This window comes from Solwaraspora sp. WMMA2080 (assembly GCF_027497395.1).
In the GTDB taxonomy this organism is placed as follows: domain Bacteria; phylum Actinomycetota; class Actinomycetes; order Mycobacteriales; family Micromonosporaceae; genus Micromonospora_E.
Window position 1 is genome coordinate 4,422,360 of record NZ_CP114910.1, and the last position, 14,625, is coordinate 4,436,984.

Sequence of the window (14,625 nt, forward strand, 5' to 3'; positions counted from 1 at the left end):
TCGACGCGGTCGAGCGGTCCGGGCCCGGCGAGCCGGACGCCGTGGACGGGGTGGTCGTGGACGCCGCAGCCGTGGACGGCACGGCCGTGAACGCCGCAGGCGGTGTCGTCGACGTACCGGCGGTCAGTTCGAACGCCATGGCCGTTCCGCCCGCGAGTACACCGACCAGCAGGACCACCGCCAGCCATGCCGCCAGCCGCAGGCAGGCCGTGCCGTTCAAGTGTGCCCGGCAGATCTACCAGCGAGGACTCCCGGCATACTCGACCGGTGACCGACGCCGCAGGCGCTCACCCACACCGGTCCCGCCCAACCGCGACCGGCGACGTGCCGCAGCCGCCTGCACTCCGGCGGCTGCTGATCGACACCTTCGTCTGGCACGACCCCGGCCCGACCAGCAGCCATCTGGTGAGCGACCTGTCCGGGTGGTGGCGACACCCCCGAATCCTCGCCGGGATCGGCCCGGCCCTCGCCGAGCTGTCCAGCGCCGGCCTGGCCGACGCGGACCGGCCGAGCACAGTGATGACCCCGCAGGTCACCGGGCTGCTTGTCGGCCCGCTGGTGGCGACAGCGCTCGGCGTCGGCGTCGTACCCGCGTACAAGGAGGATCCGCAGCGGACAATCGCAGACGCGACCACCTGGACCACGACGGCGCCCGACTACCGGGGCCGCACGCTGCGGCTCGGTGTCCGTGACCGGCACCTCGGCCCAGGCGACCGGGTCCTGCTGGTCGACGACTGGGTCACCAGCGGCGCGCAGCTGCGGGCCATGGCGCAGCTCGCCGCAGCTCGCGGGGCGGTCGTCGTCGGCAGCGCCGTGATCGTCGCCGACTGTCCGCCCGCCGTCGTCGACGAACTCCGGATCCACAGCCTGATCCACAGCAGAGACCTGTGAACCGCCGGGACGGCGGTCGGGCCCTCGTCGGGCAGAGCGGCTACGGGGTCGCCTCGTGTCCCGGTCGGCCGACGGTACGCCGGGCCTGCTTCATCTCCGCCTCGTGGATGTGCCGGCGGCCGCCCGCCAGCGCGTCACGGGCCGCCCGCTCGACCGCCTGGAAGGTCGCGTAGTAGCCGTCGTCGAACTCCTCGACGATCTGGAACGTCCAGCGGCCCGGCAGGACGTTGCGACCAATCAGCTCCGTCTCGACCCGATCCGCCATGTCCTGGTGACCGGCTCCGCGCAGCAGCTGGACGACCCGGTCCAGGGTCGCGTCCGCGCCGCCGATCAGCTGGTGCATGGAGTAGAGGTGGCCACGGGCCCGGTGCACCGTCTCCAGTGCCTTGCTCAACTCGCCGAGCGCCGCGACCGTTGCGTCGTCCACCCCTCGAGGTCGGGCGTGGTCGGCATCCACAGCCAGCAAATCCTTCGGTTCCGACATGGCACATTCGTACCAGAGACCGGGGCGCCACAACGCTGGGTCAACGATCAACAACCCATAGTAGAGTCGGAGCGATGCGCCGGCCCCCGCAGACCATCTCGGTGGTCACTCCTGTCCATCCCGCGAGCATCCCGTACCTCGCTGACGCGTACGCCTCGCTGCGGGCGCAGCGGATGCCGCCTGGCTGGCAGTGGCGCTGGCTGGTGCAGGAGGACGGGCAGACCGGCGAGGTCGCCGCCGCGCTGCCTCAGGACCGCCGGATCAGCGTCGGCCACAACCGCCCCGGTGGCCCCGGCGTCACCCGCACCATGGCGCTGTCCCGCGTAGACGGGCCGCTGGTCAAGGTGCTCGATGCCGACGACAGGCTGACCTCCGACGCGCTGGCCCGCGACATCGCGGTCCTCACCGCCGACCCGACGGTCGGCTGGACCACCGCGGCGGCGCTCGATCTGCTGAGCGACCACCGCACGGTACGGATGGCCACCGATCCACCGGGCGGCCGGTTGCCCGCCGGTACGGTCCACCGGTGCTGGCAGGAGGACGCCTACCGGCTGCCGGTGCACCCGGCGACGCTGTGCATCCGTACGGACCTGCTGCTGGCCCTGGGCGGCTGGCTGGCGCTGCCCGCCTCCGAGGACACCGGGCTGCTCCTCGCCGCGAGCACGGTCAGCGACGGTCACTTCATCGACGAGCCGGGGTTGCTATACCGGAAGTGGCCCGGGCAGGTGACCAACCAGCAGGCCCACTGGTCCCCGACGGAACGGGCCGACCGGATCCAGGTGATCGAAAGCCGGGTCGCCGCGCTGGCGCTGCTGGGTATCGGCCCGACGTCGTCCACACCGCAAGGTCGGTGACGATGCGCGGCGGTCGTTGCACGCAGTGCAACCTCCTCGGTCCAGGGGTTACCTGTTCAGCTTGATGCCGCAGGTGCATCAGGATGCACCTGCGGCATCACGTGTGCGGAGGCATCTTGGGTCCCCGGGCGGGCAGCTCTGGCAGCCAGCCGACAGACCAAGGACGGTACGGCGCTCACGTCGCAGCTGGAGAGCGAACTGGTCGCAGAAGCCGAGCGCGGGTACGACCCCGAACACCTGATCAGCGTCCGGGTTGACGACCGGAATCCAGGAATTGATCAAAAGGTGGCAGAGCTGACCAACCGCAGCCCAGGACCGACGTCCTGAGCGGGTCTTCCGCATGTGGAGCGGGTGACGGGAATCGAACCCGCACTGTCAGCTTGGGAAGCTGATGTTCTGCCATTGAACTACACCCGCGAGCGGCCCCACTCTACCCGGTCCGCCCGGTCGCTGCGCAACAGGCCCGGCCGCCAACCGAGCACAGCATGGGGTACGGCTCGGCGCCCGTCGACCGACCGTCAACGGGTAGGGCGTCAACGCGTCGGCCGGTGCCACGCGGCGGGTCAGCAGGCGACCGGGGTCGGCACCGGGTGGGAAACGCTGCCGCTGGTCGGGTCGAGCCAGACCTGGACGGCTGGTTGCCGTGGCGCCGCCGCGTAGTGGCCGGTGCCGCCAGCGCGTTGCGCCACCATTGCCACGTCGACGGTGAACTCGAACAGCCGCCAGTCGACGTGCGGCACGGCCCCGAGATCGCTGGCGAGCCGACCCACCTTGGCCGGATCGGTGACCGGATGCGCCCGACCTGCCAGGTACGCCTCGTCGTCTCTCTCCTCCGGCGGGAACGAGTGCAGCGCGTACCGACCGTCCCGCTCCAGGTCACGCCGCTTCGGCGAGTCGATGATGAAGCAGAACAGCCCACTGTCGGTGATCACCGGGGAGACCGGGTGCACCCGGGGACCACCGTCGGCTCGGACGGTGGCGAGGTAGCCGAGGCCGGGACCGTACTGCTGCATGAGGAGTCGGATCGCCGTGGCCAGGCGGGGCTCGTCGGCTGCGAACTCGGACCAGGTTGCCATGCGGTGATTCTATCGAACATGTGTACGAAGAGATAGTGGGATCGCCCGGCCACGCCGATCCGGGTACGTTCCGGCCAGGACACCGGCCGCACGGTCACACCGGCCGCACGGTCGCTATCGTGTGACGATGCTCCTCTCCGACCGGGACATCGTCGCGGAGACCAAGTCCGGCGGCCTCTCCCTCGAGCCGTTCGAATCCTCGCTCATCCAGCCGTCGAGCATCGATGTCCGGCTCGACCGGTATTTCCGGGTCTTCAACAACCACCTGTACACCCACATCGACCCGGCCACCCGGCAGGACGATCTGACGTCCCAGGTCGAGGTGCCCAGCGGCGACCCGTTCGTCCTGCACCCCGGTGAGTTCGTCCTTGCCTCCACGCTCGAGGTCGTCTCGCTCGGCGACGGCCTGGCCGCCCGGCTGGAGGGCAAGTCGAGCCTGGGTCGGCTGGGCCTGTTGACCCACTCCACCGCCGGCTTCATCGACCCCGGCTTCTCCGGCCACGTGACGCTGGAGTTGTCCAACGTGGCGAACCTGCCGATCAAGCTCTGGCCCGGGATGAGGATCGGGCAGTTGTGCATCTTCCGGCTCTCGTCGCCGTCCGAGCATCCGTACGGGTCGGCGGTCTACGGATCCCGGTACCAGGGGCAGCGTGGGCCCACTCCGAGCCGGTCCTGGCAGCGGTGGCGCACCTGGCCGACCAGCTGAACCGGCTGGGCTGTCGGAGAGCCGACCCATTGGCGGCGGGCAGGCGAAAGGCGCCCTCCCAAGCCGGGGGGAGACATGGGAGGGCGCCTTTCCGGTGGCCGGTGCTGCCGCTTGACGGGGGGATCAGCGACACGCGCCAGGCCATGGGGAGGAGTGAGGTCTAGCCGGGCCTGCCGTAACTGTGCACACTCGAACCGATTTTGCGCATCTGCACCGGTTCGCCCGCCTGGGAGGCGTGCACGATCCAGCCGTTACCCACGTACATGCCGACGTGGGAGAGCCCGCTGTAGTAGAAGATGAGGTCGCCGGGGCGCAGCTGGTCCCGGCTCACATTGGCGGTCACCTGACGCTGCCGGGCCGCGTTGTGTGGCAGTGAGACACCGGCCTGCCCCCAGGCGGCCAGGGTGAGACCGGAGCAGTCGTAGCTGCCCGGTCCTGCCGAACCCCACACGTACGGCTTGCCGATCTGCGCGCAGGCGAAGGTGACGGCCTTGCCGGCCGCACCGCCGGGGTAGGTCGCCGGGCAGGGCGCGGGACGCAGCGAGCCGAGGGTGTTGGTCGAGCCGTACGCCTCCAGGCGCAGGTCCTGCAACCGGTCGACCTCGGCGTCGATCTCCTTGGCCTTCGCCGCCAGCTGGGCCTCGGTACTGGTCAGCTCGACGATCAACTCGTCGAGCGGGGCCTTCTTCGCGGCGTACTCGTTCCTGAGGTCGACGACGGCCTGCACGTCACGGGCCTGCCGGCGGGCGAACTGGTCCAGCAGCTCGAGCTGGTCGGCGAGGTGGGTCGGCTTGCCGTTGGTGAGAATCGCGTTGAAGACCGACGGGCTACCACCCTTGTACGACCGCGCGGCGAACTCGCTGACCCGGTCCATCGCCAGGTCGATCTGGATCTGCAGCGGCTTGATCTTCTTCTGCAGTTCGTCCGCCTGCTTCTTCTTGGCGGCGAGATCCTGCCGTACGGCGTTGTGCCGTTCGATCGTCGGTTCGAGCTCGGCCCAGACCTCGTCAATCTGCGACTCGATTTCGGCGACGGTCGGCTGCGCCTGCGCCGGCGCTCCGACCAGCAGCAGACCGACGCCGGTGGTGGCGGCGATCAACGCGGTGAGTATTCGTCGAGGGTCGTGCGGCGTTCTTCGCCGATGGTCGCGGCTGGACCACCGGAGGTATCGCCGAGGGGCGCTCGTAGCCACCGGACTCCTTCTCCCCAGACCGCCTACCGGGTTAGCTGACGGGTTCGGGCGGAAAGGAGACGCCCTACCGCAGGTGGTCTGCGGATTCACCCCGGGAGTGCCGTGGGTCCCCGGCTCGCCGTCAGGCGGCGATTAGGTGGTGTCAGGTCGAGGTCAACCCGGTTGGTTGACGTCCTCCCGACTCGACGATCCCCAAGGTTAGAGAGCAGCGTTCTCGCTACGCAAGCGAGAACACAGACTATCTCATTGAGTACGCGGACGATTGCGCATCGTGCATAGGCTGCCACCGTTCAAGCGTTCGAATTTTGCTGGGCGGACCGGCCCGTTCAGACCGGTCCGACCGTACGTTCGGCTGGCCAAAGCACGTCACTCAGATTGCCCTGGCGAGCGGGCTGACCTGCTGCGATCAGCCGACCCGCTTGAATCCGGCGAGCGGCATGTTGTCGATGTTCTCCATCTGCACGGGTTGACCTGCGCGTGGAGCGTGCACCATCAGGCCATTACCGATGTAGATCCCCACGTGATGCAGATCACTAAAGAAGAACACGAGATCCCCTGGTCTGGCGTTGGCGCGACCGACCGAACTGCCCTGATTCCACTGAGTTCCGGTGTAATGCGTGAGACTGACACCGGCACTTGCCCAGGCATACTGGGTCAGGCCGGAACAGTCGAACGCGTTCGGCCCGGTGGCACCCCAGACGTACGGCTTGCCGAGTTGTGCACACGCGGTGCGTACCGCGGTCCCGGCGGCTCCACCGACCGACACCGCCGGACACGGGCCGGAGGCACCAGATCCGCCGGTGTAGCCGGTGGACTGGTACGCGGCGTTTCGCGCCCGTTCCAGGCGCTTGATCTCGGCGTCAATGGTCTTGCGCTGCTCGGCGAGCGTCTTGTCCTGTGCCTGCTGCTTCGTGATCAACTCGTCCAGCGTCTGCCGTTCGGCGAGATAGCGGTCGCGGGTCTCCAGAACGGCGGTGATCTTTTCCTGCCGACGCTTGGAGATCCGGTCCAGCACCACGAGCTGATCCGCCAGGCTGGTCGGTGATCCGGTCCGGAGGAGTGCGTTCAGCTCGCTCGACGGCCCGGTCCGGTAATAGCGGTTGGCCACCTCACCGATCTCGTCCGCCGCCAGGTTGGCCTGCAGCGACAGCGGGCGGATCTTCTCGTCGAGCGCAGCCGCCTTCTTCTCGTTGGCCTTGAGCTCGCTGTGCACCTTGTTGTACTGCTCGATGACCGGTTCCAGTTTCAGCCACTGGGCGTCCAACTCGGCTTCGATCTCAGCGAGCGTCGGCTCGGCGTGAGCCGGAACAGCCGGGAAGACCAGTGCGGTTACGGTAAGCAACAGCGCAAACGCGATACGCTGAAGAACTCGTACACGCGGATGCTCTCCGCGTCGATATGGGGACCCACTGTGACGATGGATGTGCGAGTTTGCGAGCGCACGTGCCATTGGCAGCGACTCCTTCAATGGTCGATCGCTGGGGCCTCACGGGCGGGGGTACGGAGGCCGACATCCGCAGCGGTCGGTGCATCACCTTATTGGAAAGCGCGGCGTTCGTTCAAGACCGCCTGCCGTCTCTGCTTCATTGCAAGCAGCTGCTCGTCGCCGCCCGCAGCCGCTGCTTCTCTCGCAGCTACCGTTTCTCCTGCAGGCACCGGGCTGGGCGGTTAGCGTGTTGACTTCCTCCCCGCCCTGGAGGAACGGAGATTCCCTGGGTCGCCCCAGGGGGTTCCTGCTACACCGACGACCGCCCCGTCCGAGAGGAGGACTCCTGGTGAGGTCTCACACCGCCTCCACAGGCAGTCACGGAGAGCCCCTCCGCGAGGATCGTCTGGGTTTCACGAACGAGCCGAGTGGTCAACTTGTGCAGGTGATCACGGCGGCGGTCGGCGCTCCGGGCATGAACCCGGGCCACCGCCAACCGGGCCTTGGCCCGGTTGGCCGAACCTCTGGCCCTGCGTGCGAGGTTCCGCTGGGCGCGGGCCAGCCGCTGCCGGTCACGGTGTTCATGTCTCGGGTTGGGGATCTTCTCCCCGGTCGACAGGGTGAACAGGCTGTCGAGGCCGGCGTCGACCCCCACCACGGCAGTGGTGGCCGAGGAAGGCGAGGTCGTGCCTGCCCTGCTTCCGCAGGGTTCCGGTTCCTCCCCGGCCGCAACGCCGGAGTATCCACGGAAGGACTCTGATGACGTCGCTCAGCCTCGCGGAGGAGCTGGTCCTGCTCAGCTATGACGATTCCGGGACCGCGACCGTCGCTTCCCCCGAGCTCGACTATGCGGTCGCCGGGGCGGTGTTGTGCGACCTCGCCGTCGGCGGGCAGATTTCGATCGACACGGACGGCCGGGTGCAGGCCGGCGACGATCCCGGCAGCGGGTACGCGCCCGGCAGCGACCCGGGTCGGAAGCTGCTCGACCGGGTACGGACCAGGATTCTGGCCGAGCCTGGCCGCGCGACCCGCGACTGGGTGGTCGATCTGTCCCACGGTGTAGTCGACGAGGTACTCAACGGGCTGGTCGTCTCGGGGGTGCTCCGCCGGGAACGGGACCGGGTGCTCTGGGTGCTGCCCCGGACCAAGTTCGCTCCGCCGGACGGCGGCGAACCGCCCGCCGAGACGGAGACCCGGCGACGGCTGGCCGCCGCCGAGCGCGGCGCCGGACCGGTCGGACCACGTACCGCCGCGTTGGCCTGCCTGCTGAACGCACTCGACGTGCCGGACGTCGGTGCTGCACCACCTTTGGACGCGCGGCGCCGGCCGCCCGCAGTGCTCGGGCCGGCAGCCTGGCCGATCGCTGCGACCACCGACGTCGTCGCCGGGTACCGGGCAACGGTCGCCCGCAGCGTCTTCACCGCCACCGACGTCGCGACTGGCAGCTAGCTGACCTTGGTAGGTGACGGCGCGAACCGCCGCCACAGCAACCGGACCACGCCGCCGCCGACCGCCCCGATCAGCACCCCGGTCGCGTTGTTGACCCAGTCGTAGCCGACACACTCACGGCCGACGCCGAGCACCGCCTGGCCTACTTCGACGACCACCGGGGCCAGCAGGAGCAGCCCGGTGGCCAGCGCTGGCCGGCGGACCGCCAGCACCGTGCAGAACGCCAGTGGTACGAACATCGCCACGTTGCCGACCCGTTCGCCGAGCGAGTCGACGGTGACCAGCCCGGACCACAGCACCGCCGGATCGGTGAGCGACCGGAGGCACGCGGCGAAGACCTCCCCGTCCGGGCCGGAAACGGAGACCCCGGGGGCGAGCGGTACGCCGGACCCGGTCGGTGCCGGTGGCAGGGTGAGCGCGGCGATCGCGGCAGCGCCGAGAAGCATCCCGAGCGTCGGCCAGCGTGCCCAGCCGAGCCGTACGGCGAGCGGCCGGTGCGCCAGCAGGCTCACGCCGGCCAGCGCCGCGAGGGTGAGGAACGGCCAGGGCTGGGAGAGGAACTCGCGGGCCCAACCCAGCACCCGCTTCTCCCTACTCCTCGGCCGACGATGACGCCGACGATGCTACCGCCGGCTTGACCGACCTGAGCAGCACCGTCGCCACATCGACGACCTCGACGTTCTCGTCCGCCGCGCCGCTGGACTGCTTGCCGGTGACCCCGTCGCCGAGCATGGTGTAGCAGAAGGGGCAACCGACCGCGATGGTCTGGGCACCGGTGGAGAGCGCCTCCTCGACCCGGTCGACGTTGACCCGTTTGCCGATCCGCTCCTCCATCCACATCCTCGCCCCGCCGGCGCCGCAGCAGAACGAGCGTTCCGAGTTGCGCGGCATCTCCCGCAGCTGGGCCGCGTCGCCGCCCGCCCCGGCGCCTGCGGTCAACGCGGCACCGAGCACTTCCCGGGGCGGGCTGAACACCCGGTTGTGCCGGCCCAGGTAGCACGGGTCGTGGTAGGTCAACCCACCGTCGACCGGGGTGACCGGGGTGAGCTTGCCGGCGGTGACCAGGTGGGCCAGCAGTTGGGTGTGGTGTACGACGTCGAAGTGGCCGCCGAGCTGGCCGTACTCGTTGCCGAGGGTGTTGAAGCAGTGCGGGCAGGTCGCGACGATCTTGCGTCTCGCCGGCTCCCGGTCGCCGAACGCCTCGTTGATGGTCTCGACGTTCTGCTGGGCCAGCATCTGGAAGACGAACTCGTTGCCGATCCGCCGTGCCGGGTCGCCGGTGCAGGTCTCGCCCTCGCCGAGGATGGCGAAGTCGACGCCGGCTTCGTGCAGCAGGGTCGCCACCGCGCGGGTGGTCTTCTTGGCCCGGTCCTCGAACGCGCCGGCGCAGCCGACCCAGAACAGGTACTCGAAGTCGTCCACCTCGCCGACCCGGGGCACCGCGAAGTCGAGCCCCTTGGTCCAGTCCTCCCGGGTGTTCGGTGGAGCACCCCACGGGTTGCCCTTGTTCTCCAGGTTACGCAGCATCACGCCGGCCTCGCTGGGGAAGCTCGACTCGATCAGCACCTGGTAGCGGCGCATGTCGACGATGTGGTCGACGTGTTCGATGTCCACCGGGCACTGCTCCACGCAGGCCCCGCAGGTGGTGCACGACCAGAGCACGTCCGGGTCGATGACGCCGCCGTCGTCGGCGCCGCCGATCAGCGGGCGGTCGGCCTCGGCCAGCGCCAGGGCGTCGACCTTGGCGAGTTGTTCGGCCGTGCCCTTCTCCTCGCCGGTGAGATCCTTTCCGCCGCCGGCGAGCAGGTACGGCGCCTTGGCGTAGGCGTGGTCGCGCAGCGACAGCACGAGCAGCTTCGGCGACAGCGGCTTGCCGGTGTTCCAGGCCGGGCACTGCGACTGGCAGCGGCCACACTCCGTACAGGTGGTGAAGTCGAGCAGGCCCTTCCAGCTGAACTGTTCGACCTGAGCGACGCCGAACTGGTCCGACTCCGGGTCGGCCTCTTCGAAGTCGAGCGGCTTGCCGTCGCTCATCATCGGCCGCAGCGCGCCGAGGCCGGAGTTGGGCCGGCCGGGGTCCCGCTTGAAGTAGATGTTGAAGAAGGCGGCGAACCGGTGCCAGGCCACCCCCATGGTCAGCGTCAGCGCGATGACGATCAGCCAGGTCATCGAGATGAGAATCTTGATCAGGGCGGTGATGCTGATCGCCGATTCGGAGGCGGGCAGGACGGCACCGAGCGCGTGGCTCACCGGGGTGGCCCAGACCGGGAAGTCGAAGTGGTCGGTGGCCACCCGGAAGCCACGGATCAAGAAGCCGCAGATCAGTACGGCGAGCACGACGGCTTCGACGAAGTAGCCCTGCCACATCGTCGAGCCGGTGAACCGTGACCGGCCGCCGGCGCGGGTCGGCCGGTTCGCCAGCCGGATCCCGATCAGCACGCCGATACCCGCCATGCCGAGGATCGAGATGAGCTCGGTGACCAGCCCGTACAGCAGCCAACCGCCGATCACCGGAATGCCGCCGCCGGCGTCGACCACCTCGAAGTACGCCTCCAGTACGAGGATGGAGAGCACGATGAAGGCGACCATGACGAACCAGTGGGCCGCCCCGACGACGCTCCATTTGAGCATCCGGGTGTGGCCGAGGGTTTCGCTCAGCATCACCTTCGCCCGGGTGGCCGGGTCACCGGTGCGGTGCGGGTCGGCCTTGCCGAGTCGGATGATCGAGACGAACTGCCAGACCGCCCGGCCGGCGAGCACCACCGCGACGGCGGTGACGATGGCGGCGACGACCGTGGTGACGATCTGGACCGTACCCATTCGTTGGCCTCCCGGTGTGCTGGACGAGCGGCAGAGTGACCGGAAGGCCGGTCACGGAGCTTCAGCCTACCGCCAGGTTACCCATGGGTAATGTGACGAGCGTCGCACCGGACCGGCGCCCGGTACTCGCCACCCTATGGCAGCGTCGCCGCCGCGCCGCCGCCCGGCCCTCGATAAAACAGCAGGTCGGCCGGCGTCCTCGGGGACACCGACCGACCTTGGGCGGCACTGGCGGGCCGGCTGCGGACCGACTGTGAACCGGGTCAGCGCCAGCGGGAGAGCAGGATCAGCGAACTCACCATGGCGCCGAACCCGATCGCCAGGTTCCAGTAGCCCCAGGAGGCGACCGGGTAGGCGGTCTCCGACAGGTAGTAGACGACCAGCCAGCCGATGCCGAAGACGATCAACGAGACGGCGCTGATCGGCAACCAGACCGGACTCGGCTTGCGGGTGGCAGCCGTCTGGGTCGGGCGGACGTCGGTCGGCGGGGTGTAGACCTTCTTCTTGCGAACCTGCGACTTGGGCACGACGCTCTCCTGGTGGCTATCATCCGGCCCGGCAACCGGACGCAGCGGCGACGGTCCATGGCCAATAATGTTCAAGAGCTAGCGTAGTCAAGTTGCCGCGATCCGGCCACGGGCCGCAGCACGGCAGCAGCGACATTTGGGCACAACCAGGTCCACCAGGTGCGATAGACCGCCCAGGTGGTCCATTATGCGGACACTTGTCGATGGCCGGCAGGCGGAGAGGGGGCGAGATGGAGTACACCTCCGGCAGCGCGTCCTGGCGGGACGTGGTCCGGCGTGCCGTTCGCGGGCTGCTGCGTCGCCGGCGCGGCGCGGAGCAGCCCGGCTGGTCCGCCGGCGTACCGCTGATCGCGCTGCTCGCCGGCCTGCTGTTCACCACGACCGCCACCACCGCCAGCGGCACCAGCCTGCGGGAGGACCGTCGACCACAACTCGCGCAGCTGATCGACGACCGACGTACCCAGCTGGCCGCCGCCGAGGAACGAGCCGCCCAACTGCGCGACCAGGTCGACCAGCAGACGGAGCTGGTCGCCGGGTCGGACGAGCCGATCGCGCGGCAGCAGGCCCGGATCGACGCGAACCGGTCAGCGGCCGGCTTCACCGCGCTGGCCGGCCCAGGCGTCATCATCGAACTCGACGACGCGCCGCGGCTGACCGACCTGCCGGACGGTGCCAGCAACGACGACCTGGTGGTGCACCAGAGCGACGTACAGGCAGTGGTCAACGCACTGTGGGCCGGCGGCGCCGAAGCGATGTCAATCATGGATGTACGGGTGTTGGCGACCAGCGCGGTACGCTGTGTCGGGAACACGCTGTTGTTGCACGGCGGGGTCTACTCGCCCCCATTTCGGATCGCCGCGATCGGTGACCCCAGCGCCCTGCAGCAGGCGCTGGCCGACTCCGAAGGGGTGCAGTTGTTCAGGGACGCCGTGACCCACTTCCAGCTGGGCTACCAGGAGACCGTCGAAGCCGAGCTGACCGTGCCGGCGTTCGACGGCTCGGCAGCGCTGCGGCACACCACCGTTGCGGAGTCGGCGCGATGACCCGGCCCGGGGTGCCCGGCCATCCAGAGGCGCCCGGCCATCCCGACCAACCGCACGACTCGGGCCGGCACCGCACATACCACACCGACGACTCGACCACGGTGCTTCCCCGCTTCACCGGGCCGAACCCGGCAACGGCCCCGGGCCCGACACCCCCGGCACATCAGCACCCGCCCGGCTACTCGCCGCAGCAACTGGCCCAGTACCAGCGCCCCCGGCCGCCGGAGCGCGACGATGCTGCCCGCACGGCCGTCATCCCCGCCTACCCGGCCGAGCCGGCCGCGTCCACCACGGTGCTGCCGGTCGTGATCAGCAGCTACCAGCCGCCGCCGAACGGCGAGTCACCGGCCGGCAGCGGGCGGGATCCCGGCCCCGGCGAGCGCGACGGTGCCGCCCCCCGTCGCGGTGAGCGGGTGGTCAAGTTGCGACCGGAGCGCACCGACAGCGGTTACAAGAGCGTGTACTCCGAACTGACCAGACCGACCATCTGGACCGCGCTGCGCACCACCGCCCGGGTCACCGGGGAGCTGCTGATCACCTTCGGCATCGTGGTACTGCTCTTCGCCGGCTACGAGATCTGGGGCAAGTCGGTCATCGTCAACGCCCATCAGGACGAGCTCAGCGACCAGCTCGCCCAGCAGTGGGCCGAGGTGCCCGAGCCGGTGGTCAGCGACGGCCCGACACCCGAGCCCGAGGCGTCCCCCACCATCCAGGTGCAGGGCACCCCGGTCGCCGGGCTCTACATCCCGAAGCTGGACAAGAACTGGATCGTCGTCGAGGGCGTCGGCCAGGACGACATCCGGTACGCGCCGGGTCACTACCCGGACAGCGCCGGCCCTGGGGAGGTCGGCAACTTCTCGGTGGCCGGGCACCGCAACCGGGCCACCTTCTGGCGGCTGGACGAGCTGGGCGACGGCGACACGATCGTCGTCGAGGACCGGGACACCTGGCACGTGTACGCGGTCACCCGCAACCACATCGTGCTGCCCAACCAGACCGAAGTGGTCGCCGCAGTACCCGGCGACCGTCGGGCGCAGCCGACCGAGGCGATGCTGACCCTGACCACCTGCCACCCGAAGTTCGACAACTACCAGCGGCTGATCGTGCACGCGGCGCTGGTCCGCAGTCAGCCCAAGGCCGATGGCCGACCGGCGGAACTCGGCGGCTGAGCCATGTACGCCTGGATCTGGCGCAAGCTCCCGTTCGGCACGCCCGGCAAGCTGATCGGTTCGGCGCTGCTCGCCGGACTGACGGTCGTCCTGCTCTGGTACGTGGTCTTCCCGTGGGCGGAGCCGCTGCTGCCGTTCGACGACGTCCAGGTGACCGAGGACGGCGGCGGCACCGACCCCGGCGACGGCGGTCCGGCCGACGGCGGCGACGGCGGCGATCCGGACGGTGGCGGCGCCGACGACTACGAGCTGCCGTACGACACCGAGACGAACAACCCCGTACCCGATGAGAACGGCGACTAGAGTCAGGTGTCCGCGTGCGCGTACTGGTGATCGACAACTACGACTCGTTCGTGTTCAACCTGGTGCAGTACCTCGGCCAGCTGGGCGCCGACTGCGACGTCCGGCGCAACGACGAGATCTCCGTCGACGAGGTCGGCCGGCTCGGCGCGGCCGGTGTGCTGCTCTCCCCCGGTCCGGGTGCCCCGGACAGCGCCGGCATCTGCCTGGAGGTCATCGAGCGGTACGCCGGACAACTGCCGATCCTCGGCGTCTGCCTCGGTCACCAGGCGATCGGTGCCGCGTTCGGCGGGGTCGTCGAGCGTGCTCCCGAGCTGCTGCACGGCAAGACCTCGCTCGTCGAGCATCGGGGCGTCGGGGTGCTGGCCGGGCTGCCGGATCCGTTCACCGCCACCCGCTACCACTCTCTCGCGGTACGCGAGGACGGTCTGCCGGCCGAGATCGAGGTCACCGGGCGTACCGCGTCCGGGGTGGTGATGGCGATGCGGCACCGGAGCCTGCCGGTCGAGGGGGTGCAGTTCCACCCCGAGTCGGTGCTCACCGAGGGCGGCCATCTGATGCTGGCCAACTGGCTGGCCGGCTGCGGTCTGCCGCAGGCCCGGCAGCGGGCACCGCGACTCGCCGCCGAGGTGGAGACCCGGCGGCGAGCCGCGTTCGTGTCGGCCTGAGCGCAGGCCCGGCCGCTAGG

The 14,625-nt window shown here is 69.6% G+C and carries 14 protein-coding genes, 1 tRNA gene, 1 pseudogene and 1 riboswitch; of the genes and pseudogenes, 8 read left to right on the top strand and 8 right to left on the bottom strand.

Annotated elements, in window-relative coordinates; translation table 11 throughout:
- The first annotated feature begins 351 nt into the window (after window positions 1–351).
- On the top strand, window positions 352–891 hold the full coding sequence (locus O7543_RS20005; protein WP_281555776.1) for a phosphoribosyltransferase family protein: 540 nt from the start codon (window positions 352–354) through the stop codon (window positions 889–891).
- A 40-nt stretch (window positions 892–931) separates the two neighbouring features.
- Here O7543_RS20005 and O7543_RS20010 read toward each other — a convergent pair whose 3' ends face one another.
- Window positions 932–1,375, bottom strand: a complete 444-nt coding sequence (locus O7543_RS20010; protein ID WP_281552434.1) for a hypothetical protein — start codon at window positions 1,373–1,375, stop codon at window positions 932–934.
- 74 nt (window positions 1,376–1,449) lie between these two features.
- Here O7543_RS20010 and O7543_RS20015 point away from each other — a divergent pair, with 74 nt between their 5' ends.
- Entirely contained in the window at window positions 1,450–2,229 is a 780-nt protein-coding gene (locus O7543_RS20015) for a glycosyltransferase family A protein (RefSeq protein ID WP_281552433.1), read from the top strand.
- Window positions 2,230–2,572: 343 nt separating this feature from the next.
- Here the strand turns inward: O7543_RS20015 and O7543_RS20020 are convergent.
- A tRNA-Gly gene (locus O7543_RS20020) sits at window positions 2,573–2,646 on the bottom strand.
- A gap of 146 nt (window positions 2,647–2,792) precedes the next feature.
- Window positions 2,793–3,305 carry a pyridoxamine 5'-phosphate oxidase family protein gene (locus O7543_RS20025; protein WP_281552432.1) on the bottom strand — a complete coding sequence of 171 codons (513 nt, stop codon included), beginning with the start codon at window positions 3,303–3,305 and terminating at the stop codon, window positions 2,793–2,795.
- A gap of 127 nt (window positions 3,306–3,432) precedes the next feature.
- Between O7543_RS20025 and dcd the strand changes: the two genes are divergently transcribed.
- Window positions 3,433–4,011, top strand: coding sequence for a dCTP deaminase (gene dcd, locus O7543_RS20030; protein ID WP_281552431.1), 579 nt, complete (start codon window positions 3,433–3,435; stop codon window positions 4,009–4,011).
- A gap of 160 nt (window positions 4,012–4,171) precedes the next feature.
- Here the strand turns inward: dcd and O7543_RS20035 are convergent, their stop codons facing one another.
- On the bottom strand, window positions 4,172–5,110 hold the full coding sequence (locus O7543_RS20035) for an NlpC/P60 family protein (RefSeq protein WP_281552430.1): 939 nt from the start codon (window positions 5,108–5,110) through the stop codon (window positions 4,172–4,174).
- A gap of 98 nt (window positions 5,111–5,208) precedes the next feature.
- Window positions 5,209–5,352, bottom strand: a riboswitch (cyclic di-AMP (ydaO/yuaA leader).
- Between the two features lie 257 nt (window positions 5,353–5,609).
- The gene (locus O7543_RS20040) at window positions 5,610–6,653 is read right to left on the bottom strand and encodes an NlpC/P60 family protein (RefSeq protein WP_281552429.1); all 1,044 of its coding nucleotides are present in this window, start codon (window positions 6,651–6,653) and stop codon (window positions 5,610–5,612) included.
- A gap of 735 nt (window positions 6,654–7,388) precedes the next feature.
- Between O7543_RS20040 and O7543_RS20045 the strand changes: the two genes are divergently transcribed.
- Window positions 7,389–8,078 (top strand): GPP34 family phosphoprotein, encoded by a 690-nt coding sequence (locus O7543_RS20045; protein ID WP_281552428.1) that lies wholly within the window; start codon window positions 7,389–7,391, stop codon window positions 8,076–8,078.
- Here the strand turns inward: O7543_RS20045 and O7543_RS20050 are convergent.
- From O7543_RS20050 to O7543_RS20060, 3 genes are all read right to left on the bottom strand, one after another.
- Window positions 8,075–8,659 carry a VanZ family protein gene (locus O7543_RS20050; protein ID WP_281552427.1) on the bottom strand — a complete coding sequence of 195 codons (585 nt, stop codon included), beginning with the start codon at window positions 8,657–8,659 and terminating at the stop codon, window positions 8,075–8,077. The genes O7543_RS20045 and O7543_RS20050 overlap by 4 nt on opposite strands.
- A 10-nt stretch (window positions 8,660–8,669) precedes the next feature.
- Window positions 8,670–10,898, bottom strand: coding sequence for a heterodisulfide reductase-related iron-sulfur binding cluster (locus O7543_RS20055; RefSeq protein ID WP_281552426.1), 2,229 nt, complete (start codon window positions 10,896–10,898; stop codon window positions 8,670–8,672).
- 263 nt (window positions 10,899–11,161) lie between these two features.
- On the bottom strand, window positions 11,162–11,425 hold the full coding sequence (locus O7543_RS20060; protein ID WP_123606549.1) for a cell division protein CrgA: 264 nt from the start codon (window positions 11,423–11,425) through the stop codon (window positions 11,162–11,164).
- A 230-nt stretch (window positions 11,426–11,655) separates the two neighbouring features.
- On the opposite strand from O7543_RS20060, the gene O7543_RS20065 reads away from it, so the two are divergent.
- From O7543_RS20065 to O7543_RS20080, 4 genes and pseudogenes are all read left to right on the top strand, one after another.
- Entirely contained in the window at window positions 11,656–12,468 is an 813-nt protein-coding gene (locus O7543_RS20065) for a DUF881 domain-containing protein (RefSeq protein ID WP_281552425.1), read from the top strand.
- Window positions 12,469–12,725: 257 nt separating this feature from the next.
- Window positions 12,726–13,637, top strand: a pseudogene (locus O7543_RS20070) (class E sortase); the annotation flags it as partial.
- 3 nt (window positions 13,638–13,640) lie between these two features.
- A complete protein-coding gene (locus tag O7543_RS20075) occupies window positions 13,641–13,940 on the top strand; it encodes a hypothetical protein (protein ID WP_281552424.1) in 300 nt (99 codons plus the stop codon).
- 14 nt (window positions 13,941–13,954) lie between these two features.
- Window positions 13,955–14,605, top strand: a complete 651-nt coding sequence (locus O7543_RS20080) for an aminodeoxychorismate/anthranilate synthase component II (RefSeq protein WP_281552423.1) — start codon at window positions 13,955–13,957, stop codon at window positions 14,603–14,605.
- Window positions 14,606–14,625: the final 20 nt, after the last annotated feature.

Excerpts from the sequence above, each read along its gene's own strand:
- O7543_RS20015 (WP_281552433.1), top strand. The coding sequence starts at position 1,450 with ATGCGCCGGCCCCCGCAGACCATCTCGGTGGTCACTCCTGTCCATCCC.
- O7543_RS20040 (WP_281552429.1), bottom strand. The coding sequence starts at position 6,653 with ATGGCACGTGCGCTCGCAAACTCGCACATCCATCGTCACAGTGGGTCC.
- O7543_RS20025 (WP_281552432.1), bottom strand. The coding sequence starts at position 3,305 with ATGGCAACCTGGTCCGAGTTCGCAGCCGACGAGCCCCGCCTGGCCACG.
- O7543_RS20045 (WP_281552428.1), top strand. The coding sequence starts at position 7,389 with ATGACGTCGCTCAGCCTCGCGGAGGAGCTGGTCCTGCTCAGCTATGAC.
- O7543_RS20075 (WP_281552424.1), top strand. The coding sequence starts at position 13,641 with ATGTACGCCTGGATCTGGCGCAAGCTCCCGTTCGGCACGCCCGGCAAG.
- O7543_RS20055 (WP_281552426.1), bottom strand. The coding sequence starts at position 10,898 with ATGGGTACGGTCCAGATCGTCACCACGGTCGTCGCCGCCATCGTCACC.
- O7543_RS20010 (WP_281552434.1), bottom strand. The coding sequence starts at position 1,375 with ATGTCGGAACCGAAGGATTTGCTGGCTGTGGATGCCGACCACGCCCGA.
- O7543_RS20065 (WP_281552425.1), top strand. The coding sequence starts at position 11,656 with ATGGAGTACACCTCCGGCAGCGCGTCCTGGCGGGACGTGGTCCGGCGT.
- dcd (WP_281552431.1), top strand. The coding sequence starts at position 3,433 with ATGCTCCTCTCCGACCGGGACATCGTCGCGGAGACCAAGTCCGGCGGC.